This window comes from Croceitalea sp. MTPC5 (genome assembly GCF_036985505.1).
Taxonomy (GTDB): Bacteria; Bacteroidota; Bacteroidia; order Flavobacteriales; family Flavobacteriaceae; genus Croceitalea.
Map to the genome: position 1 here is coordinate 475715 of NZ_BTGQ01000002.1, position 23989 is coordinate 499703.

Genomic DNA, 23989 nt, shown 5'->3' on the forward strand with positions numbered 1-23989 from the left:
GGTCAATAAAGAAAGTAAGAATGAGTAACCGCATCCTTTCAATGAGCGAACAAATAAAAAAAGGAGCCCGTTGAAATCATTTCAAAAAAAAATGCCCTGAATTAAAATTCAGGGCATTCAAAGAAAATTTCTTTTGTTAACCGCTATTGTAAATTATTGAAGGCATCTCCTTCAAACGTTGTGTAGTTAACTTTTAGGGCATTAACCTTTCTTAATTCTTGCTTAATATCTGATATCAAACCCATATTTGCACCTTTGTCCACTTTCAGTGCGGTAGTCAATACATTTTGTAACTCTTGTGGCTTTTTAGCCCTTTCCGCCAAAATATAAGATCCCACTTCATTCACATTGGCAAATTTATCATTTAACTGAATACGCGTTTCCGTACCATAAACCTTTTGGTACTCTTGCGTGGGTTTTCCAGCAAATATGTATATAATCCTATCTTTCTTCTCTAACTTCTTGGTTTCAGAAGCGTTTGGTAGTGTATTCTCAACCATGATGGAACTATCTTTCATAGTTGTTACGGTCATGAAGAAAAACAATAACATAAAAACAATATCAGGTAACGAAGCGGTCGATACCGCAGGCAAATCACCATCTTTTTTCTTAGCAAACTTAGCCATCTAATTAAATTTTATTAGTTACTGGAGGTTTCTGCCTCTGATAGTTTTTGAGGAAAAAGATCTTGTATCGTCTTTACTTTATCCTTCAAATCATCCCTGACACTACTAGGTGTCTCAGGATTCAAATACTCTGCTTCCATATCAACAAAATCACGCCCATACAGTCTTTGGGACTCTCGATTTCTCAAGTCATTATATGCACCGACCAATTCGTTTTGAACCGTTATGTAAGTGGCATATTTTGTCTCACGATCATTTTTCAAAGAAATAATCGCTTTTGAAGGATTATCGGAGGATGAACCGTCACGCTTTCCTTTGCAATACGAACAATATTCCGGACTACCCTGAGGTGCGCCACCATTGTCTAAAAAAGCGGTAGCGGCTTCCCTTAAATCTTTTATATTCAAGATTTGCTCCTCTACCAAAAGCTGACCGTTCTTGTTAATATTCACGGTGAAAATATTCTTCTCTTTAATGACCGGTGGGTCTTCTGTTGGAGGTTCAATGGGTGGAAGCATCCTATCAAGTCCTGCATCGGTTTCTATGGTTGTAGTAACCAAGAAAAAGATAAGTAACAAGAATGCTATATCAGCCATAGAGCCTGCATTTACTTCAGGAGCTCCTTTTCTTCTAGGCATAAGACTTCTATTTTATTTAACGAATAATTTCTTCACTCCTGGTATTACCATTAAAGCTACGGCAACAATGGTCAGGATAAAGAATACGTTCAATCCCATCCCTATATTCTTCACCGTACCTTCGGTAGCACCTTTATCAGCCATTGCATCAGCTATCGCCTTTGCCTCATCACCAGATGACAAGCCATACGAAACCGCCACTATTACGGCCAAACCTCCAATGGCAAACAATGATTTTTTCAAGCTACCTGGAGTGGATAGTAATTTTTGGACACCAAAGAACAACGTGGCTATAACTGCTATACCCAATAAGATATAGGTAATGATGAACATGAAGTTCATAGACCCGCTATCGATGGCATTGGGATCTTCAGGATTGGGCATGAAGAACCAAAGGACAGCAGCCAATAAACTGATGACTATCAGTACTATTTTTACAATTTTATTCATGATTTACGATAGTTTTAATATTATCAATTACTTTTTATGGGCAGCCAACATATCAATCAATGAGATTGAAGAGTCTTCCATATCATTTACGATACTATCGATTTTGGCAATAATGTAGTTGTAAAAAATCTGTAGGATAATTGCAGTAATCAGACCAAATACCGTGGTCAGTAATGCCACTTGGATATCACCTGCGATAAGCGATGCACTTAAGTTACCTACCGCTGCAATCTTTTGGAAAGCTTGAATCATACCAATTACCGTACCCATGAAACCAAGCATCGGGGCAATAGCGATAAACAAAGACAACCAAGAAACGTTCTTCTCTAATTGACCCATCTGAACACCACCATAGGCTACAACGGCTTTCTCGGCAGAATCCAAACCTTCACCTACCCTATCAAGACCTTGATAAAATATTGATGCTACCGGGCCTTTTGTATTTCTACAGACTTCTTTTGCAGCCTCAACACCTCCTGATGCCAATGCATCTTCAACTTGTTGCTTTAATTTGGCAGAGTTGGTACTGGCCATATTAAGGTAAATAATACGCTCAATCGCGACGGCCAAACCTAAAATCAAACATAACAATACGATACCCATAAAAGATGGACCACCCTGAATGAATTGTTCTTTTAAAACTTGGGTAAAACCTTTGCTTGCTTCCGGTGCATCTTGTATCATCGCAGCTGAAGCTGTAGTCGTACCTAAAATAAACATTCCGGCAGTAGCCAGAGTAAGGGATATTTTTTTCATCGTGTTCAAACTTAAAATTAGTTAGTTAATAATGTTAAAGATATAAAAATTTCGCAATTAAAAAATTAAATAAACAGCAGAGAGGAAGGGATTCGAACCCTCGATACACTTTTGGTGTATACACACTTTCCAGGCGTGCGCCTTCGACCACTCGGCCACCTCTCTAGTTTAAATAGTTAGGCCGACCAATAAACAAAAAAATAATTAGTTAATAAAATTTAACACGTTAATTTAATGCATTTCCCCTCGTAATGAAGTTTCGAAAACGGTCTTGAACAAAGCATCTGAAACCCCGCTTCCGACTAGGTACATTGCTTTTGTCACTGCCGCTTCAGTCGTAATATCTTTACCGTCAATAAGTTGTATTTGAGACAATCGTTTACTAGTCTCATAATGCCCCATCACGACACTTCCGCCAGCACATTGTGTCACATTGATTATATGTATACCGCTTTTTATTGCTTGTTCCAAAGTATTTAAAAACCATTCGTCAGTAGGGGCATTTCCTGCGCCGTAAGTCTCTAAAATCAATACTTTCAGCTGGGGTGTTCGAAGTATCGAATCGAGCAATACCGCACCCATACCCGGAAACAACTTTAAAATGGCAACGTTTTGGTCCATTTTCTTATGGACTACCAAGGCTTTGGGTTTCTTGGGCCTGACCAACAAGTTGGCATGATGGATTTTCAAATTGAACCCAGACTCCGCCAATGATGGATAATTTGGCGAATTGAATGCTTCAAAATGTTCCGCATTTATTTTTGTCGTTCTGTTGCCCCTGTAAAGTTTATATTCAAAATACAGACAGACCTCTCGTATTATTGGCTTTCCACGCTCTTGCGCGGCAGCTATTTGCAGGGCCGTAATCAAATTTTCCTTGGCATCCGTCCTGAGGTCGCCTATTGGAAGCTGGGAACCTGTAAAGATTATGGGTTTGTTCAGGTTTTCGAGCATAAAACTTACGGCTGAGGCCGAATAACTCATCGTATCGCTTCCATGAAGCACCACGAAACCGTCATGGTCATGGTAATGCGTCTCTATAATCGAAACAAGCTCCTCCCAATACGCTGGATTCATATTCGACGAATCAATAGGATCTATCAACGAGGTGTTTTTAATATTGCAAGTCAGCTGACCTAGTTCTGGAATATACTTAAGCAAGCCTTCAAAATCAAACGCCTTTAGAGCACCGGTACCATAGTCTTTGACCATACCTATGGTGCCGCCAGTGTAGATCATCAAAATACTTGGTATTTTCCCCATGGCTATTATATGCCGAAGATTTGCTTTGAATTTTCGGTGGTTATTGCTGCGATACTATCGGCATTCTTATCATAAATAGACTCCAATTTTTCCAAAACATTCACAAGGTACGCACTTTCATTTCGTTTACCCCTGTAAGGAACCGGCGCCAAATAAGGGGCATCTGTTTCCAACACTATGTTTTCTAGGGCAATATTGCGTAAAAACCGATCTATCTTACCATTTTTAAAGGTAGCTACCCCCCCGATTCCCAATTTCATATTGTAATCTATGACTTTTAATGCCTGTTGTTCCGTGCCCGTAAAACAGTGAAAGATACCAGAAAGTCCTTCTCCTTTTTCCTGTTCTAAAATTTCAAAAATCTCATCAAATGCCTCTCGACAGTGGATAACTATGGGCAGTCCATACTTCTTGGCCAGGTGGATTTGAAATACAAAAGCTTCTTGCTGCTGCTTGAGTAAGGTCTTGTCCCAGTAGAGATCAATCCCTATTTCACCCACTGCAACATATTTACCCGTTTCAAGCTGTTGTGAAACATGTTTCAACTCTTTTTGATAGTTTTCTTTTACGTGTGTAGGGTGCAAACCTGTAAGCAGAAAAATATTTTCAGGATATCTTGCCTGTAGTTCGTGCATGGCGGTGGTATAGGTCGAATCTATCGCCGGTAAAAAAAATCGTTTCACCCCTGCATCCATAGCCCTGGCAATCATCGCATCACGGTCATCATCAAATGCCTCGCTGTACAAATGGGCGTGGGTATCTGTCAATATCATAAGGCAAAAATAAAGTTATCTTTTTATTCAAATACGCAAGATGTTCAAGTAATCTTAAAAAAGATACCCTTGAAGCGAAATGTGTAAAAGCAAAAAGGGCGAAGTCAATAACTTCACCCTAATTACTAAATAATATAAAAAATCAGTCTATCGCTTCACCAATTTTTTCTGTGAAACAATTGCACCTTTTTGGTTTCGCAGCTCAAGAATGTAAACGCCTTGCGCCAATTTTGAAACATCTATGGATACGCTATTCCCTGGCTTGAGGTCAAAATCCAGATTTGAATAAACCGCTTGACCAAATAAGTTAAAGAGCGTTCCGCTCAATTGCTGACGTTGCCCTTTGGCCAATGTTAGCTCAACAAGATCAGACGATGGGTTAGGGCTCATTTGTACAGCCAAATCCATTTCCGTGCCAATCACCGTGAAATTTAAGGTCAATGATTGCAACAGTGCTCCCCTCCTGTTTCTTTTTTCAAAAACGCTTATCGTAATAGTATTGTTTCCAAGGGCTAGGTCAATTGCGTCAAAGTCGCCGTTTCTGTCGCCATTGAGCGCATAAGGAAACACATTTTCCGTCCTAAAATTGTTGGTACCATTAAAATCGAACCGAACGCTACCCACATCAGGTAAGTCTACAACAGCCTCAATACTTAAACCTATACCATTCAATTCAGACAAATCAATTACTTGACCTTCCACAATACTGGTTATTGGTGTATCGGTATCAGCATCAATAAGAACAAGACCAATGTCCGTCTCGTCAGGGGTATTATCATCACCCGAATCCAAGAGTTCAAAAGTAAGATCAATCGAAGGTCCCTGAGCACCGTTACCACCATTACCATTGAAAGCAGTAGCCACTATCGTATTGGAACCAAGAACGAATGGTGCACCGAAGAAGTTTGAATTCGAATCGCCTGCAAGGGCGTAAGGCACAAAATTCTCCGTTCTAAACCCAACAACTTGGTTTAAATCGAACACGACACTTTCGTCATTAAATCCTGTCACTAAGGCCTCAACCGTAAACTCAGTTCCTTCCGGAAAATCTGCTAAATCGATTGTTGCATTGTTTTGCAATACCCCGAGGGATTCCTCAGTAGAGGCATTGACCAATATTAGCTCGATTGTTGCATTAGTAAAATCTTCGATAACCTCAAAAGTTATGCTCTCTGAAGCGCTGATATCACCAGATCCGCCATTGCCCGTAAACGCTGTTGCCGTAACGGAATTGACACCTATCGGGAAGTCTAGACCAAAGAAATTACCAGAGCGATCACCTGCCAATGCATATGGCGCTACATTTTCCGTTCTGAAACCTTGACTGGCATTAAAGTCGAAAATGACGCTTTCAACATTCAAATCACCGGTAAGTACTTCGATATTGAATTCAGTACTTGTCGGAAAATCAGCAAGGTTTATTACATCGCCATCATTTATAGGGCCAATGGCCATATTGGTATCGGCATTGATCAGAATAAAACTCAATATTGGATCATCTACAACCCCCGTACCTGTCAAGGATACGGTGACCTCTTGATTACCTGTGGTATCATTACTGTTAATAATCAAATCATCAGTAAACATTAGCTCACTCGAAGGTTCAAAACTTATAGCGACCTCTTGCGATTCACCAGGCTCTAAAACAAATGGAATTGTTACATCGTTAAAAGAAAATTCAGCTCCATTCAACAATGTGATATTCGTAATCTCTAAAGGTAAAGAACCTATGTTTTCGATGGTTATCGTTTCTTGACCCGTATTACCAACAAATACTTCGCCAAAATCCAAAGCATCTGGCGTCACGACAATCTGTGCGACAGGTTCAACTACCGTTACCTCGAAAAAGGCAGTGCTTCTACTTAAATCAGTCGAATTGCTGGAAACCATAAGTTCATCTAAATAAACTGCAGGTTCCAAATCACCGGCGTCCAGGGTAACCGTTATGGTTTCTTCTTGCCCAGCCCCCAACACTCCGGACAACGGGGATACCGCTGTAATTACCGAAGGAAGTTCTGGAGCAGGTGGAATGAAACGCAATGCCAGACCATCAGTAGCATAGGGCGTATTGAACGCAACCTGGGCACCGTCGGTAGCACCTGAATTTTCAATACCTACGGTAGCAGCCGCCACGAATGAGGCATTTTCCACATCATCGTAGTATACGTCAATAGTACCGTCAGAAAATATAATCACTTGAAATGTTACCGTACCGGTTGTAAAAAATCCCGGAGCATCAGTCCATTGAATAATAAAGAGTTCATCATTTCCTGCGATGTGTACCGTACCTCCGTCACCTGTCCCAGGCTCCAAATCCGTCCAGAAAGGTGCAATGATATTGTTTACACTATCTTCAACAGGAATCTGGTCATTGATAAAAGTGAGACCGGTCGGTAGTTCAAAGGCCAAGAAACCATTGGCGTTAATGAAAAGTGTTTCGTTTTCCCCACCATAAAATGGAAAGGGAAAAGGCAGGGTAAGGCTTGCGGTTGCATCTGCGAAACCTCCTGCATCAATCAAAAACGAGGTAATGTCTTGACCTATGCCTTGAGAAATATCAAAAAAGGCATTTACGGGTCCACCTGGCTCGTTGCTATCAATCCAAGTATAACCGAATTCCAAATCAGTACCCATGGCCGATTTAACAGGTGCACCAACACGGGTGTCTTTAAAACCTTTAGACTGGTTTCTGGAAAAGTTTGGAAAATCCAACACTTCTGATTTTTGGAAGTTTGCATTAGGATCCGTCATGGCATTGGCAACAATAAATTCTGGAAAAGAATACGTCATGGGAGATTCCCCCTCGTTGCGCAATGTCAATTCATATGGTCGGGTCTCACCAGTATTCAACGTGACCTCATTTTGCTCAGGTTCCAATACGGCGAAAGGACCACTAACCCCCACACCATTGACCAATACCTCAGCAAGGTTATTCCCTTCTGCATCACTGGTTATCGAAATTACCCCATTACCACTACCAACGGTTGAAGGTGAAAATGTAACGGTAACCTCGAGTTGTTCTCCAGAAATCAAACTTCCAGAAGAAGGTTCAACAGTAAAATCATTATTGTCAGATGCAATTGATGAAATTGTCAAATTACCCACTCCTGAATTGGTAATCGTAAAAGTACGTTCAGCAGAATTTCCAACAAATACGTCGTTGAAAAGTAAAACCTCGTCTGAAATCGAGATATCGGTAGTTTGACCTGAAACCTGAAAGGTAGTGGGTACGGCAACACTCGGCGCAATGGGGTCATTGCTATTAAAGACGATATCGCTCTCGTACGTGCCATTTGCCAACAAACTTCCATCAAAGGTTACCGTCACATCAACAGACTCCCCTGGTGCAACGGTGCCTGAATTTGGCAACAAGGAAATATACTGTTCCGTTTCACTCAACGCACGCGTCAAGAATGCAAAACCATCGAGAAGGGTAAAAGTCTCTCCTCCATCGGTACTAAATGCATAGACACCAGGTACGGTATTCGCAACATTATCATCTTGACCTTGCGGAAAACCTATTTCTGAAGAGTAACTGTGTACCACCCAGAATGATTCACCCTGTTCAAAAGTAAAGGGTCTATTAAGGGTTTCTAAAGCAAATACCCCATCAGGGCTATCGCCTGTAAATACTTGCTCATGAATAAGCTCGCCTTGATTTGGTGTTTCGCCTCCACTATATATTTGCAACAGTATGGAAGAACCAACAACATCTTCGGTTCTGTAAGCATTTCTAAACGAAGTCAACGTAAATTCCTCAGAATCTACAACAAAAAGGACGGCAGTCGATATACCGACCCCTTCAATACCACCGAAGCCATTTGGAAAATCTATACCGGTGTCATAAAATAGTGAATCTGTTACTTGGGTAGCATTCTCCAAAATGGTATTCCCTACACTATTGACCTCAAATTTCTTGGTCTTTTGGGTTACTTCTACCGCTTTATAGCTACCACTCGATGCTGATCCGCCACCATAAATACTTCTGTCCAATTGCGCCAAAAGTGCATCATTGGCTTCATCTTCGGGAGGTGTGAAGGTTGGAGCACCTATAGATGTGGTAAACTCCAAGGGGTTACTACCAGTATTCGAAATTGTCAATGTTCTTTCAGCCGTAGGCGGATCATCAACCGCTATATCGACCGCTGCACTCAACGACCCAGGATTTATCAGGATTACCGGTGGACCTACTACAGTTAGGCTCACAGGCACAACGATAAATGGATTCGCAGGGTCATTACTAGAGATATTGATAGCAGCATTGTACATACCAGGTTCCAATGTACGGGCATCAAAGGTTACCGTAGCTGTTGTTGAACCACCGAAAGGTACTTCAGCCGATTGTGGTGATACTGATAGAAAAAAGGCATCTTCATCACCATCAATGACCTGCAAATTATCAACATCAAAGGTAGAGCCCTCTGCCTCAAGTAACGATAAAAGGGCTACATTATCAATGGCCGTAGCAAAACTTTGACCAGAGTGGACCAACATACCATTAAAGAATACACTCAAAGCCAAAGTATCGCGATCTACAACGATACGCACTTCAAAATATCCTTCAGGAACGGTGGCGTCTATAGGCACAAAAGCACCAACGCCGCCATCTAGCACATCAACCGATCCATCGCCGTTAAAACGCAGCCGTGTCGCAACCAGTCCTTCAACGGTATTCTGTGGAATAATCTCCCAAGTCACACCACTTCCCTCGACATTGACCTGGGCGGTCAATACGGAAAACGGGGATTCTGCTAATGTAAAGTTTGGACTTAATGCAATCGATTGGGCTGCCGAACCATCGGATATGGCGCGAAGATGTTGGTCACCTTCAAAAGCATCCTCACCTGATACGGTCCATACACCAATACCTTGTGCAAACCAGCCCTCTTGTCCATTGATATCACCTTGAACGAAACTTTCAAAATCTTCAGCAAACAAATCAGTGACGACTTGATTAAAACTACCGTCTACGGTTTTCAGGGCACTTAGTTTATTTTTAATACGTGTAGGGCCAATTTTTATGGATTTCATTCCATTGGTGGCAATACTGGCATCAAAAGCTTTTGCCCTTTTTGCGAATTCGGCTCCGTTATTGTTTTGATCAACGGTCAAGAAAACACTCAAATCATCATTACCAATATTATTGATGGCCAAATCCCTAGTTTCGATTTGAAACTGTTCAACAGTTAGTTCAAATACCGAAGGATCAACCTCTATGATAGGTACTTCGGTACCATCAAGAACACGCAAGGTAACTGGCACCTGAAAAGTAAGGTCAGAACCCTCACTTGCAAACGTAAGTACTTCCTCATAAATACCTGCGGGCACATCGGCTGTAATCAACTCTACCGATACCGTGGCAGAACCGTCTAAAGCCAAGGTAAACTCAGCTGGACTTATCTCGCCAAAAATAATAGCATCGTCACTAGGTGTCACCACAACGTCAACCGCCGCCTCACTAATATTGTTCACGGTCAAATCAACTATTAGTGACTCACCAACATTCAATTCTTCCGAGATTACTGAGGGGACTACGGCAATAGGTGCCTGTTCGGCCAAAACCCATCCCATATCCCTGAAATGTCCACGGGTAATATCCCCAATATCAAAATTAGATTCTGCAGGAGCGGCCTGCGGTGTCATAAGGGAGTTCGGGTCTCCCGTAGGAAATACAGCCTCATCCCAATGGGCAATACTCGACCCACCTTGAAATGGGTTAGGGGCAAATAACTCAGGATTGTTACCATTCAGGGCTTCTCTGGCAAACTGGCCGTTCACAAAGACATCTCCACTAGTAAAAAAATCACCAAGTTCTTCGGAAGGGTTAGGTATATCCAAAACGGAATTACCTGAACCATCTACTATGAAAATATCAAAAACGAAGGGATTACCACCACCATTGATACTACCTGTTCCCGAGCCATCCACGTTTCCTCCATCAATAAAACCGAGTCCGTGACCCGCTTCATGAAGGGCAATGGTCACAAAATCAAATTGACCGGGAGGCGTATTGCCATCAGTGCCAAAATAAAATGGAATACCATTTCCAAGATTGATGACCAGATCAAATTCGGTATCGGGCGCCAAATCGGTACCCGCCAACGAACTTGCCAAAGCTATTGGGTAAAATACATCTTCTAGGGGAGCCCCTGGAAAATTGCTTACCAAGGTCGTTGGACCCGCGCTTGCGAGTACTCCTGGCCCTAGATCGGCAAAATCGGCAAAGATTTGAATAGGTACCGATGATACGATCTCACGCGCCCAAATATCCAGGGCAAATTGAAAAGCTTCTTGTACCTCTTCATTTCCTTGGGCACCTGGGCCAAAGGTAATTTGAAGATCGGCCGTAGCGGGTCTCTGGGCCGCCAAACTGACCAGACCACCTTCATTGCTCATTTGCCTCATTGCCATTCGAGAGTTGGCATCTTTGAGGTCTTTTGGTATTGGTTCTACGATTACCTCTCCAGGTATTCGTTTCATTTCTTGGGCCTGAACAGTGCTCAAGCCTAAAAATGCAATCAAAATAATACTTACGGTTGTATGGAACTTGGTCAGAAAAACCTGTCCGAAACTACCGCGACAAAAATAGTTTTGTTTCATTTTTGTGGGGTTTGGTTAATACTAAATGATTTGTTAAATCAAGAAAGCCATACAGTGTTCAATTGTGAGGAAATTCTTAATTAAGCGTTAAAATTTAGTACTTTATTTTAGATTAATCCGAAGTAAACGACATGCTTATTGCTTTTTTTCGATGAACTGCACGATTATCCCATATTTTGGATTTTTTTGACGTTCTTTAAAAACGTATAACCATGTCATCCGTAAATGAGATCACTAAGCAAATTGCTTAAAGAAAAAGGGTATGTAAAAATTGCCATCATCATGGCCAAAACGAACCATTTCGAAATAACGGCAAAAATCAATACAGTGCGTGGTAGGTTTATCTTAGATACCGGTGCTTCAAACACCTGTATCGGTATGGATAAGATCGATTATTTCAAACTTACCCCAGAAGCCTCCGATATCAAAGCGGCCGGAGCGGGATCAGCAGAAATGGAAACCCTTGTCTCTAAAAAAAATAAAGTTCAAATTGGGAGTTGGAAAAAAAAGAAACATAAACTGGTCCTTTTTGATTTGGTCCATGTCAATCAGGCACTGGCCAACCATCATGTGGAACCTGTGGACGGAATCATAGGGGCCGATATCCTTAAAAAAGGGAAAGCCATTATCGATTATGATAAAAGGCAGCTCTATTTAAAGGTATAGCAATACCATCAAAACAAAAAAGGGAGCTTTCATCGCTCCCTTTCTACAAATACCATGGTCTTAATTAAAGTTCAAGGGCTTTCTTAGCATCCCCTTCCATTAATAGTTCTACTGGATCTTCTAAAGCATCTTTTATCGCGACCAAAAAACCAACCGATTCTTTGCCATCGATGATTCTATGATCGTAAGATAACGCTACATACATGATTGGGGCTATGGCTATTAAGCTATCTTTTACGATTGGGCGCTCAACGATATTATGCATTCCCAATATGGCACTCTGCGGTGGATTTATAATCGGAGTAGAAAGCATGGATCCAAAGACCCCGCCATTTGAAATAGTAAAGGTACCCCCAGTCATTTCGTCCACGGTAATTTCCCCATCCCTGGCGCGCAATGCCAAACGTTTCACCTCAGATTCGACACCCCTGAATGATAAATTCTCAGCGTTTCTGATAACAGGCACCATCAAACCTTTCGGGCCTGAAACCGCTATACTGATATCACAGAAATCATAAGAAATCATTTCTTTGCCATCAATCATGGAGTTTACCGCAGGAAACATTTCCAATGCCCGTACAACGGCTTTCGTGAAAAAGGACATGAACCCTAGACTCACCCCATGTTTTTCTTTGAAAGCTTCTTTATATTCTTTTCTGAGCTCAAAAATGGGCGACATATCGACTTCATTGAAGGTAGTCAACATAGCGGTCTCGTTTTTAGCGGAAACCAAACGTTCTGCAACCTTTCTGCGAAGCATGGATAGTTTCGAACGTGACTCACCCCTATTTCCACCGGCAGGTGTACCCATTGAAGGTACGGCTGCAACAGCATCCCCTTTGGTTATACGGCCGTCACGGCCCGTACCCGATACTGAAGAAGCTGCTATGCCTTTTTCATTAAGTATTTTTTTTGCAGCAGGTGATGGGGAACCAGTAGCATAGGATTCCTTTTTATTTTCAACAGGCGCTGCCGCCGCAGCCTCTTTTTTGGGTGCTTCCTTTACTTCCCCTTTGGTTTCCGGTTCTTCTTTACCAGCTGGTTTTTCTGCACTGGTATCAATCAAACAAACTACCTCACCAACGGCAACCGCATCCCCTTCTTCTGCCTTTAACGTTATGATACCACTTTCTTCAGCAGGCAATTCCAAGGTGGCTTTATCGGAGTCTACCTCGGCAATTGCTTGGTCTTTTTCTACATAATCCCCATCTTGTACCAACCATTCCGCAATCTCCACTTCCGTTATTGACTCTCCCGGTGAGGGGACCTTCATTTCTAGAATCATCTTTTGTTACTTTATTTCGAGTTCGTTATTTTCTTGTTTCAAAATTATCTTTCTTCTTGTCAAAGACATATTCAATTACTTCAGAATGCCTACGTTGCGACCTCACGGCACTACCGGCAGCAGGGGCCCCATAAAATCTTCTTGAAGCGACCCTGAAGGTTTTGGCTTCTTCGAAATGCATCAATAAATGCCCCCAAGCCCCCATGTTTCTAGGTTCTTCTTGAGCCCATACCACATCTTTGGCATTTTTGTACTTTGAGATGGTTTCGCGCATCTGCGACACTGGCAAGGGAAACAATTGTTCTAAACGCACCAAGGCCACATCGTCACGACCTAGCTCCTCTTGTTTGCCCAAAAGATCATAATAGAACTTTCCGGTACAAAAAACCAAGGTTTTTATCTTTTCCGCCTTCGCATTTTTATCATCTATCAGCTCTTGAAAACCACCCTCGGCCATTTCTTCTTTCGTAGAGACTACTTTAGGGTGACGCAATAAACTCTTAGGCGTAAATACCACTAAAGGCTTTCTAAACTCAGCCTTCATTTGTCTTCGTAATAAGTGAAACATGTTCGCTGGTGTCGTTACATCGGCCATGTACATATTATCTTTGGCACATAGTTGTAAGTATCTTTCCATTCGAGCAGAAGAGTGTTCTGCACCTTGGCCTTCATAACCGTGGGGTAACAACAATACCAGACCGTTCTGCAGTTTCCATTTGTCTTCGGCCGAAGACAGGTATTGGTCGATAACAATTTGGGCACCGTTACTGAAATCACCGAATTGTGCTTCCCAAATCGTCAGTGTATTGGGGCTTGCCATCGCATAACCATAATCAAAGGCCATCACCGCATACTCTGAAAGCAATGAATTGTAAATATGGAATTTGCCATTCTGATTCTTTCCCAGCTCGTTCAACAGTATAAGCTCTTTCTCGTGCATTTCCGTCTTAATGACCGCATGCCGATGCGAAAAGGTACCCCTTTCGACATCTTGACCCGTCATTCTAACATCAAAACCCTCTTCAAGCAAAGAACCGTAGGCCAATAATTCACCCATGGCCCAATCCAACTTATTGTCTTCAAAATACATTTTATGGCGTCCTTGCACCAAGCGTTCCAGTTTACGCAAGAACTTAGTGTCTTCTGGCAATGTGGTAATACTTTTGGCTACCGCATCCAATTTCTTGATATCATAGGCTGTAGCAATTGGCTTCAGCATGGCATCTTCGGTCTTCTGTTGAAAACCTTCCCATTCATCGTTCATGAACGGTGTGATCCTGGTTTTTTCTATTTTGCGCGAATCCATAAGATCTTCTTCCAAGCTTTTCTTATAGTCCGCTTCCAATTTCTTTACATAGTCCCCATCGATGATGCCTTCGGAAATCAACTTTTCAGCATAAATATCCCGAGGGTTGGGATGTTTTGATATGGCCTTGTATAGCAGGGGTTGTGTAAATTTAGGTTCATCGCCTTCATTATGCCCATACTTTCGATACCCCAATAGGTCTAAAAACACATCACGTTTAAACCGCATGCGGTATTCCAGCGCAAAGGTGGCGGCGTGAACGACGGCCTCTGCGTCATCGGCATTCACATGAAGTACCGGTGATAAGGTGACCTTACCGACATCGGTACAGTATGTAGATGACCTCGCATCAAGATAATTGGTGGTAAACCCGATTTGGTTGTTCACTACAATATGTATGGTACCTCCTGTTTGATACCCTTCCAATCGGGCCATTTGCACAATTTCATAAACTACCCCTTGACCGGCAAATGCCGCATCACCGTGCACTAGAATAGGTAGTACCTCTGAACTGTTATCGCTGTGGTCTTTATCTTGTTTGGCCCTGGCAATACCCTCAACAATGCCATTGACCGTTTCTAGATGCGAAGGATTGGGGGCGATGTTCATATTGACCATTTTACCCGAATCTGTTTCACGCATCGAGGTCCATCCTAAATGATATTTGACATCTCCATCAAAAATTGCCTCTTCATAATCTTTACCGTCAAATTCACTGAAGATATCTTTTGGCGATTTTCCGAAAATATTGGTCAGTACGTTCAGCCTACCCCTATGGGCCATACCCATCACGAATTGTTTAACGCCATTATCGGCAGCTTTTTCTATGATAACATCCAAAGCAGGAATCAGTGACTCGCCCCCTTCGAGGGAAAAACGCTTCTGCCCTACATACTTTGTATGTAAAAAACCCTCAAAAGAAACCGCTTCGTTGAGTTTTCGAAGTATATTCCTTTTTTCATCAGGGGAAAACTTTGGATGGTTATGGTTGACGTTCAACCAATCTTGTATCCATTGAATACGGTCAGGAGTACGAATGTACATATATTCGACGCCGATGGCATCACAGTAAATGCTCTCAAGATGTGCTATGATCTGGCTTAGGGAACTTGAACCGATACCGATAATACTACCTGCATCAAAAACAGTATCTAAATCATTTGATGAAAGACCAAAATTTTCAAGGGCTAGTGTGGGTTCGTATTGCCTTCGTTCCCTTACCGGATTCGTCTGCGTAAACAAATGGCCGCGCGAACGGTAACCATCAATAAGCCGTATTACCTGAAACTCTTTTTGCAACGAGTCGGGTACTACGACTTGTTGCCCATTAACGAGCGTAGTCCCGCCATTGGAATCCATAGCGATATCAAGCCCATCAAGTGAACTTTCGATACCAAAATCAAAACCCTGAAAAAAAGCACGCCAACTTGGCTCAATACTATCGGGATTTTTAGTGTATTTATCGTATAATTCCGCAAAAAAAGCGGTGTGTGCGGCGTTTAAAAAGGAATATTTATCCATTGTTTTACTTTACCAAAAAGTGCCATCGAATTTATACCAAAAATACAACAAATCGCCTATATCACCTTATCTTGTGGAATACAAACCGAAAAACTTTTGGCTATGACCCCAAAACAATTTCTTTTAGGCATAAAAATTATGTTTTGCATACTACTCTTCAACGACACTCGTGCTTATTCACAACAAACGGGGACCAGTGATTTTTGGCAAAATGTGAGGTACGGAGGGGGACTTGGTTTGGGGGTTTCAAATAACGCCTTTAACATTTCACTAGCACCCAGTGCACTTTATCAGGTCAACACTGACTTTGCCACGGGAATAGGATTGAACTTTAATTATTCTAAATTCGATGACGACAGGCTGATTGCGTACGGAGGGAGCCTATTGAATTTTTTCAATCCTATCCCTCAAATACAACTTTCAGCGGAATTGGAACAGTGGCGTGTAAACCAACGAATCGAAACGCTTGTTGCCGGAAGTTTTGAAGAAAATTACTGGTTTACGGCCTTGTTCTTAGGTATTGGTTATTCTTCTCGAAATGTTACCGTCGGGCTTCGTTATGATGTGCTGTATGATACTGAAAACAGCATTTACATTGACCCATTGATTCCCTTTATTCGAGTTTATTTTTAGATTTATTTCAATTAGAAAGGACAACCTCAACAGCTAAAAGCTTAAATTTATCTTTGAAGGATTTCACCTCTCCTATATATGGTGAAGTTTTTGACCATGAACCGTTTTTATACTCCCAACCATTCAAATCGGTTGACTCTTGGGTAAAACCTATCTCTGGATGAAACGAATTATAATAGGATTGATTACCTCTCACTAAGAGCCATTCTACAGCAATAAAAAAACCTTTTTCAGGAAATGGTATTTGAAGGTTCGATATATCAATCTTAGTTAACTTTTTACCCGATTCAGCCACTCCGATAATATTCTCTTCATAAATATACGTTGATGGCTTTCCATCTCTTCCGACAGCTAACAATTTTATGTTGAAAGGCGCATGTTGCAAATCTGTTCGACTTACAACCCTAATTTTATTTAAAAAAGGTGTCTTATTATACCCCTCTTTATATTCAAAGTATTTGGCATACATTCTGGTATATGGCGAGGAAAATCCAGGTAAATAATGACCTACCTTAGAACGTTTTATCTTTTCGACAACCTTTCTCTTACGCCTCTCAATATTCAATTTGACCACAACTTCGTTGAGTTCAATGATCTTTGGGTTTAGCCAAACGGTATCATTTACTAATCCATATTGGATTTCTTTCGACACGTAACCCAAAGCCGAAAAAAGCACTGAACTGCCCGATGGTCTTTGTGGCAGGATAAACCTTCCATTTTTATCTGAGTTAACACCGAAATCACTTTTTTGAATCCAAATATTAGCATAAGGAACTATTTCAAGCGAAGAAGAATCCAATATAACACCTTTAATTTGACCGGAAATAGACTCTAAGTATCCAATAAAAAAAATAAAAGACAATTGAAGTATGCTGCTGTATTTCAATCCTTAATTTTAAAATGAAGAATTTATCTATTGCTTATACACCTTTCCCCCTTTCATTACAAAACGCACACTCTCCAAGGTTTTTACGTTGTCCCCTGGGTTTTCAGCTACAGCGATAATATCAGCAAGAAAGCCTTCTTTTAATTGTCCCAGTTGATTTTCCATACCCAACAACCGTGCATTGACAAGTGTTGCGGCTTTTAACGATTCCATGACCGGAATACCAGCTTCCAGCAAATACCCAAATTCTATGGCGTTCATACCATGGGGGAAAACACCGGCATCCGTCCCGAATCCCATAGGGACCCCTTTTTTATAGGCCCTATTGATCGCGGCCTGATGCAATGGGCCAATCTCCAATGCTTTTTTAGCCACAACCTCAGGAAAAAAACCTGGAACCTTGGCTTTTTCGGCGACCTGCTTACCCGCACTTATCGTCGGAATCAAATAGCATTCCTTTTCGATCATTGATTTCATGGTCTCCTCACCCATCAAGGTACCATGCTCAATAGTAGTCACGCCGCCCAAAACCGCCCTTCGCATACCCTCATCACCATGTGCGTGGGCCGCAACGGAAAATCCGTAATCTTTCGCAGTTGAGACGATGGCCTTTATTTCTTCGATGGTGAATTGTGGATTTTGACCGCTTTTAGCAACGCTTAGCACGCCCCCTGTTGCGGTTATCTTGATAACATCGGCACCATTCTTATAACGCTGTCTAACCGCTTTTTTGGCATCCTCAACAGAGTTGACCACCCCTTCTTTAGGGCCGGGGTCGCCAAGAAGTTTTTTATTGACCCCATTGGTAGGGTCGGCATGCCCTCCCGTCGTTGCCAACGCCTTACCTGCGGTGAAAATTCGCGGACCATCGACAATCCCTTTATTTATTGCTTTCCTCAAAGAAATGTTCACTCCGCTACCACCCAAATCACGGATTGTGGTAAAACCAGCCATTAAGGTTTTTTTGGCATATACGGTAGATTCAAAAGCCGTATCGGCCTCGTTATCTGAAAATCGTTTCATATAAACTTTAGGGCCAAACTCACTTTCAATATGTACATGCATATCGATGAGACCTGGCATCACCACACTATTTTTCAAATCAATGTTGATATCATTTGCGGTTCCGGTCAGGTATCCAGATTCAATCGCTTTGATTTTATCCCCCGAAACTATAATCGTTTTTTCAGTGATAAGTTTACCTGTAGCAACGTCAACGATAGTTCCGCAGTGCAAATAATGGTCTTGTGCAAATACCATTAAAGAAATAAGGAATAAGGGTAAAAAAAGCTGTTTTTTCATGGTCTTATTTTATTCGGCTGATACATAAATAAGACCAAAAGGTACATAAAAAAAGGAGGACGGAAATCGTCCTCCTTTTAAAAAGTAATATTGCTAAGGTTTTATTACACTGAAGCCTTTTCAGTACCCTTTCGTATTTTCTTTTCCCAATCCCATGCTGATTTCATAGCATCATCAAGTGTGGATTTTGCTTTCCATCCTAAGACATCATTGGCTTTTTTGGTATCGGCATAAGCTTGTATAACATCACCTTCCCTTCTCGGTGCAATCCTGTAATTCAATTTCTCGCCAGTAACCCGTTCAAAACTCCCAATCACTTCAAGAACCGAACTTCCTTTTCCCGTGCCAAGGTTAAAAACCTCGAAATTTTCAGTGTTTTCCGTATTCAAAAGTCGTTTCAATGCTGCTACATGCGCTTTTGCGACATCAACAACATGTATGTAATCACGAATACAGGTACCGTCTTCAGTTGGATAGTCATCCCCAAAAACCGAAAGCTGTTCACGAAAGCCAATGCCCGTTTGTGTGATAAAGGGCAATAAATTTTGTGGAACACCAAGCGGTAGCTCCCCTATTTCTACCGAAGGATGTGCCCCAATAGGGTTAAAATAACGCAATGCGATGGCCGCCAATTGTGGATTCACCTTACAAGTATCCTTAATGATTTCTTCGCCTACCTGTTTCGTATTCCCATATGGGGATTCAGCGGGTTTTACCGGAGCATCTTCGGTAATGGGCATTTGATCTGCCTGACCGTAGACCGTACAAGAAGAACTGAAGATAAAATTGGAGTCGCCTTTCTTCAAGAGTTCTTGTAAGATATATACCAAAACCCCTAGATTATTCTCATAGTACAACAGTGGATTCTCAACACTCTCGCCCACAGCTTTCGAAGCAGCAAAATGGATTACCCCCCCAATATTGGAATGTTCGGCGAAAAAGGCTTGTACTTTTTGCTTCTCACGAAGGTCTAGCTTTTCAAAAACCGGCCTCTTTCCACTTATTGCCTCAATACCATCCAATACATTTTCAGAGGAATTGGATAAATTATCTATAATGATGACCTCAAAGCCTTCATTCTGCAGTTCTACCACCGTGTGGGAGCCTATGAACCCCAATCCACCGGTAACTAGTATTTTTTTCATCCGTCGTTATTTATTTATTCAAGTCAATGATCATTTATCTGTTTAAGAACTCAATGACCAATTTGGTGATATAAGCTATCTGTTCATCATCTAACTCCGTATGCATTGGAAGCGATATCACTTCTTTGACCAATTGGTTGGTCACTGGAAAATCCGCTTCGTCATACCGATCATCAACATAGGCCTTTTGCCTGTGTAGCGGAATCGGATAATAGACACCACAGGGAACGTTGTTTTCATTCAAATGTTGCACCAAACTGTCTCTTTTTTCTTTCAAAATTCGCAAGGTGTACTGATGGAACACGTGACAATCGCATGTTTCGCAGATACCTTCGCAACCATTCACGGTTTTGGGCAAGACGATATCCGGGTGGCCCTGAAAGGCATGGGAATATTTTCTAGCCGCTGCCCTACGCTTATTGTTATAAGCATCCAGTCTTGGCAGTTTGGCCCGTAATACAACGGCCTGTAACGAATCCAATCTTGAATTCACCCCTACTACATCGTGATGGTAACGCTTGTACATACCATGGTTGACCATACCTCGAATGGTATGCGCCAGGTCATCATCATTGGTGAATATTGCCCCTCCATCACCATAACAACCCAAATTTTTTGATGGGAAGAAAGAAGTTGATGCCACATGGCCGATGGTTCCTGACTTTGCCTTACTCCCATTTTTAAAAGTGTGATTGGCACCAATACCTTGGGCGTTATCCTCGATCACAAAAAGATCGTGTTTTTCGGCCAACTGCATAATAGCATCCATATTGGCGCATTGGCCAAATAAATGTACTGGTACGATAGCTTTGGTCTTGGGTGTAATGGCCTTCTCGATGGCTTTGGGGTCGATATTGAACGTATCGGGCTCCACATCAACTAAAACTGGTGTCAATTGCAATAAGGCAATCACTTCAACTGTTGCCGCAAAAGTAAAATCAGCTGTAATTACCTCGTCACCGGGTTTCAAACCCAAACCCATCATGCAAATTTGAAGGGCGTCGGTGCCATTCGCACATGGAATGACGTGTTTTACCCCAAGATATGCTTCCAATTCTTTCTGAAAAGCATGAACCTCTGGTCCGTTGATGAATGCAGCTGTCTCTAAAACATGTTGCATTGCTTCGCCCACTTGTCCTTTAATTTCTTCATATTGACCAACGAGGTCAACCATTTGAATCTTTTTCATCTGCATGATTTTGAGTTGCAAAACTAACAAAATAAGCAGCCTTGATTCAGGTTTCAGTTAAGAAATGTATTTTAGCGCAAAGACTTTTTTTGCTGATTATCTACAACATACTTACCCATATTGCTTGGTTTTATCTAAAACTGATTGCCCTCTTTAATCCAAAAATGAAGCTTTTTGTCAGGGGAAGGCAAAGAACATTTTCCATTTTAGAAACCCATCTTGAACGTAATCAAAAAACCATCTGGATGCATGCGGCTTCCTTAGGTGAGTACGAACAGGGGCTTCCTCTATTAGAGCGCTTAAAACAAACCTATACTAATCACAACTTGGTACTTTCTTTTTTTTCGCCATCGGGTTACGAGGTAAAAAAAAATAAAACCCCTGCTGATGTTGTTGTCTATTTACCTATGGACAGCGCTGGCAATGCGAAACGTTTTGTTGATTTGGTAAAGCCCGATCTAGCTATTTTCATCAAATACGAAATCTGGCCAAATTACCTACATGAATTGAACAAAGGTAAAGTACCCACCCTTCTGGTTTCGGCTATTTTTTCAAAAAGACAAGTCTATTTTAAACCCTTTGGTAGTTTTATGCGAAAAAGCCTTAAGAATATCTCCCACTTTTTTGTTCAGGATGAAAATTCTAAAACGCTTTTGAATTCCATCGGATTTTCAAATACTACGGTAAGTGGGGATACCCGTTTTGATCGCGTCTCAAAGATTCTGGAAGCAGACAATCGACTTGATATTATGGATGATTTTGTAAACAACGAATTTTGTCTTGTGGTCGGCAGCAGTTGGCCTGAAGATGAAGCCGTGATAACACCATATATCAACGAGGCCCCTAATACAATCAAGTTTGTGATTGCCCCACACAATATCAAAACCAACCACATTCAAAAGCTTGAAACTTCCATTAAAAAGAAGGTTGTGAGGTATTCTTCGAAAAACGTCTCGAGTTTAAAAGAAGCTCATGTCTTGATTGTTGATACCATCGGACTATTGACAAAAATCTATAGCTATGCGAATGTAGCCTATGTTGGTGGTGGATTTGCAACTGGACTGCACAATACCCTAGAACCTGCCGTTTTTGGGATTCCGGTCATTATCGGTCCAAAATATTCAGGATTCAAGGAAGCTGAAGACCTCATCATGAAAAAAGGCATCCTATCTATAGAAACCAACGAAGAATTCAAGAAAACACTGGATTACTTTTTCACCGATCCCAAAGCTTTACGACAAGTCGGTAGCATCAACCACAACTATATCAAATCAAAACTAGGGGCAACCGAACTTGTTCTCAATTACATAAATTCGCTTATTTAGTTTTGGTTAACTTTAACAAAAACCAACCAGACTATGGACAAACGTATTATACAAATATCGCTGACCGCAGCACTCGCAGGCTTTTTATTCGGATTTGACACTGTTGTGATCAGTGGTGCAAACCAACCCATAAAAGAGCTTTGGGGTACCAATTGGTTCTTGGGCGATAGCCTTTTTACCTTTCATGGTATCTTTATTATGTCAATGGCATTGTGGGGTACCGTTTTCGGGGCTCTGTTTGGTGGCGTCCCTTGTGACAGGCTCGGTCGAAAGAAAACATTGTTTTGGATCGGGATATTGTACTTTATCTCGGCAGTTGGATCGGCACTGGCACCTGAGGCTTATAGTTTTTCTTTTTTCAGGTTTATCGGTGGTGTCGGTGTCGGGGCATCTTCGGTAGCAGCACCTATATACATCTCTGAAATCTCAAATGCCGGTAATCGAGGTAGGTTAACGGCGGCATATCAATTCAACATCGTATTCGGAATATTGATTGCATTTATCTCGAACTATTTAATCGGTATTTTATTTTCAGAAAACGTTGCTTGGCGATGGATGCTGGGCATGGAAGGTCTGCCCGCCCTCATCTACACCTTAATGGTGGTCAAAATACCAAATAGCCCTAGATGGTTGCTATTGAAACAAAGCAGTGATAGCAAGGTTTTGGAAGCACTTAGTTTATTGGGGACCCAGCACGAAGAAGCCAAAAATAGGCTCACGGAAATAATGAAGGCCCTACAAGAGTCAACTTCCACGGTTCAAGAAAAGTTGTTTTCAGGCAAATACAACAAATCACTGTTATTAGCTTTCTTTCTGGCATTTTTCAACCAACTTTCAGGTATTAATTTCATACTGTACTATGCCCCAGAAATTTTAGAACGAGCAGGACTTGCCTCTGGCGAATCACTATTTAGCTCCATTTCAATCGGGGTAATCAATCTGTTGTTCACTTTTGTAGGTATTTCATTGATTGATAAGCTTGGTAGAAAACAACTCATGTATATTGGATCAATAGGTTATATCGTTAGTTTGGCAATGGTGGGTTGGTGTTTTTACAGTGGGGCGAGCACCATACTCCTCCTAATCTTTATTTTAGTCTTTATAGCATCACACGCCGTAGGTCAGGGAGCTGTAATTTGGGTGTTCATATCTGAAATATTCCCGAACAAAGTCCGTGCTTATGGGCAATCATGGGGCACTGGGATCCATTGGGTTTTCGCAGCCTTGATAACATTGCTGACCCCAACTTTTTTAGATAGTGAAATTGGTGTTTTTAAAGATAATCCTTGGCCTATCTTTATTTTCTTCTCTGCCATGATGGTTTTACAATTGTTATGGGTGGTATTGGCCATGCCCGAGACTAAAGGCATTTCATTGGAAGAGTTAGCCAAAAAGCTCAGCCGTAAGCAACGTTGACCTTACCATACCAAATATTGTAGAACATACTAAAAACAAGGCATTTGGTCGAATTAAGGCCTTCAAAATCAATCGTTTTTCCATTAAATTATGTACATTGAAACAAATTAAACAACGATGGGAGAACAACTATCTTTAGGAAATAAGTTATTAGTAGGGTTTTTACGTTTAATGGTATTTACCCTCGTTCTGATATTGATTGCCATACC

Annotated in this window: 17 protein-coding genes and 1 tRNA gene; 4 read left to right on the top strand and 14 right to left on the bottom strand. The window is 41.5% G+C overall.

All coding sequences use genetic code 11. The annotated features are described in order from the left end of the window. Nucleotides 1-143: 143 nt before the first annotated feature. The 8 genes from AACM45_RS07260 to AACM45_RS07295 form a co-directional block, all read right to left on the bottom strand. Entirely contained in the window at nucleotides 144-626 is a 483-nt protein-coding gene (locus AACM45_RS07260; protein WP_339141714.1) for an ExbD/TolR family protein, read from the bottom strand. Between the two features lie 14 nt (nucleotides 627-640). Continuing rightward, nucleotides 641-1264, bottom strand: coding sequence for an ExbD/TolR family protein (locus tag AACM45_RS07265; protein ID WP_339141716.1), 624 nt, complete (start codon nucleotides 1262-1264; stop codon nucleotides 641-643). 12 nt (nucleotides 1265-1276) lie between these two features. Next, on the bottom strand, nucleotides 1277-1714 hold the full coding sequence (locus tag AACM45_RS07270) for a hypothetical protein (protein WP_339141718.1): 438 nt from the start codon (nucleotides 1712-1714) through the stop codon (nucleotides 1277-1279). A gap of 27 nt (nucleotides 1715-1741) precedes the next feature. Further along, complete coding sequence (locus AACM45_RS07275) at nucleotides 1742-2470, bottom strand: MotA/TolQ/ExbB proton channel family protein (protein WP_339141720.1); 729 nt, start codon at nucleotides 2468-2470, stop codon at nucleotides 1742-1744. A gap of 77 nt (nucleotides 2471-2547) precedes the next feature. Beyond that, nucleotides 2548-2635 (bottom strand) — tRNA-Ser (locus AACM45_RS07280). A 66-nt stretch (nucleotides 2636-2701) separates the two neighbouring features. Then, complete coding sequence (locus tag AACM45_RS07285; RefSeq protein WP_339141722.1) at nucleotides 2702-3733, bottom strand: asparaginase; 1032 nt, start codon at nucleotides 3731-3733, stop codon at nucleotides 2702-2704. Nucleotides 3734-3738: 5 nt separating this feature from the next. Next, nucleotides 3739-4506 carry a TatD family hydrolase gene (locus tag AACM45_RS07290; protein WP_339141723.1) on the bottom strand — a complete coding sequence of 256 codons (768 nt, stop codon included), beginning with the start codon at nucleotides 4504-4506 and terminating at the stop codon, nucleotides 3739-3741. 147 nt (nucleotides 4507-4653) lie between these two features. After that, entirely contained in the window at nucleotides 4654-11106 is a 6453-nt protein-coding gene (locus AACM45_RS07295; protein WP_339141725.1) for an Ig-like domain-containing protein, read from the bottom strand. 225 nt (nucleotides 11107-11331) lie between these two features. Between AACM45_RS07295 and AACM45_RS07300 the strand changes: the two genes are divergently transcribed. After that, on the top strand, nucleotides 11332-11772 hold the full coding sequence (locus AACM45_RS07300; protein ID WP_339141726.1) for a retropepsin-like aspartic protease family protein: 441 nt from the start codon (nucleotides 11332-11334) through the stop codon (nucleotides 11770-11772). Between the two features lie 64 nt (nucleotides 11773-11836). Here the strand turns inward: AACM45_RS07300 and odhB are convergent, their stop codons facing one another. Further along, complete coding sequence (odhB, locus tag AACM45_RS07305; RefSeq protein WP_339141727.1) at nucleotides 11837-13057, bottom strand: 2-oxoglutarate dehydrogenase complex dihydrolipoyllysine-residue succinyltransferase; 1221 nt, start codon at nucleotides 13055-13057, stop codon at nucleotides 11837-11839. A 25-nt stretch (nucleotides 13058-13082) separates the two neighbouring features. After that, entirely contained in the window at nucleotides 13083-15884 is a 2802-nt protein-coding gene (locus tag AACM45_RS07310) for a 2-oxoglutarate dehydrogenase E1 component (RefSeq protein ID WP_339141728.1), read from the bottom strand. 102 nt (nucleotides 15885-15986) lie between these two features. Here AACM45_RS07310 and AACM45_RS07315 point away from each other — a divergent pair, with 102 nt between their 5' ends. Further along, nucleotides 15987-16517, top strand: coding sequence for an alpha-ketoglutarate decarboxylase (locus AACM45_RS07315; protein ID WP_339141729.1), 531 nt, complete (start codon nucleotides 15987-15989; stop codon nucleotides 16515-16517). Nucleotides 16518-16524: 7 nt separating this feature from the next. Here the strand turns inward: AACM45_RS07315 and AACM45_RS07320 are convergent, their stop codons facing one another. The 4 genes from AACM45_RS07320 to AACM45_RS07335 form a co-directional block, all read right to left on the bottom strand. Further along, complete coding sequence (locus AACM45_RS07320) at nucleotides 16525-17403, bottom strand: carboxypeptidase-like regulatory domain-containing protein (protein ID WP_339141730.1); 879 nt, start codon at nucleotides 17401-17403, stop codon at nucleotides 16525-16527. A 27-nt stretch (nucleotides 17404-17430) separates the two neighbouring features. Next, nucleotides 17431-18705 (bottom strand): metal-dependent hydrolase family protein, encoded by a 1275-nt coding sequence (locus AACM45_RS07325; protein ID WP_339141731.1) that lies wholly within the window; start codon nucleotides 18703-18705, stop codon nucleotides 17431-17433. Nucleotides 18706-18809: 104 nt separating this feature from the next. After that, nucleotides 18810-19850: a UDP-glucose 4-epimerase GalE gene (gene galE, locus AACM45_RS07330; protein ID WP_339141732.1), complete on the bottom strand. Its 1041-nt coding sequence runs from the start codon at nucleotides 19848-19850 to the stop codon at nucleotides 18810-18812. Between the two features lie 34 nt (nucleotides 19851-19884). Then, on the bottom strand, nucleotides 19885-21039 hold the full coding sequence (locus AACM45_RS07335) for a DegT/DnrJ/EryC1/StrS family aminotransferase (protein ID WP_339141734.1): 1155 nt from the start codon (nucleotides 21037-21039) through the stop codon (nucleotides 19885-19887). A 164-nt stretch (nucleotides 21040-21203) separates the two neighbouring features. On the opposite strand from AACM45_RS07335, the gene AACM45_RS07340 reads away from it, so the two are divergent. Both AACM45_RS07340 and AACM45_RS07345 read left to right on the top strand, forming a co-directional pair. Then, a complete protein-coding gene (locus AACM45_RS07340) occupies nucleotides 21204-22364 on the top strand; it encodes a 3-deoxy-D-manno-octulosonic acid transferase (RefSeq protein WP_339141736.1) in 1161 nt (386 codons plus the stop codon). 33 nt (nucleotides 22365-22397) lie between these two features. After that, complete coding sequence (locus AACM45_RS07345) at nucleotides 22398-23780, top strand: sugar porter family MFS transporter (RefSeq protein ID WP_339141738.1); 1383 nt, start codon at nucleotides 22398-22400, stop codon at nucleotides 23778-23780. Nucleotides 23781-23989: the final 209 nt, after the last annotated feature.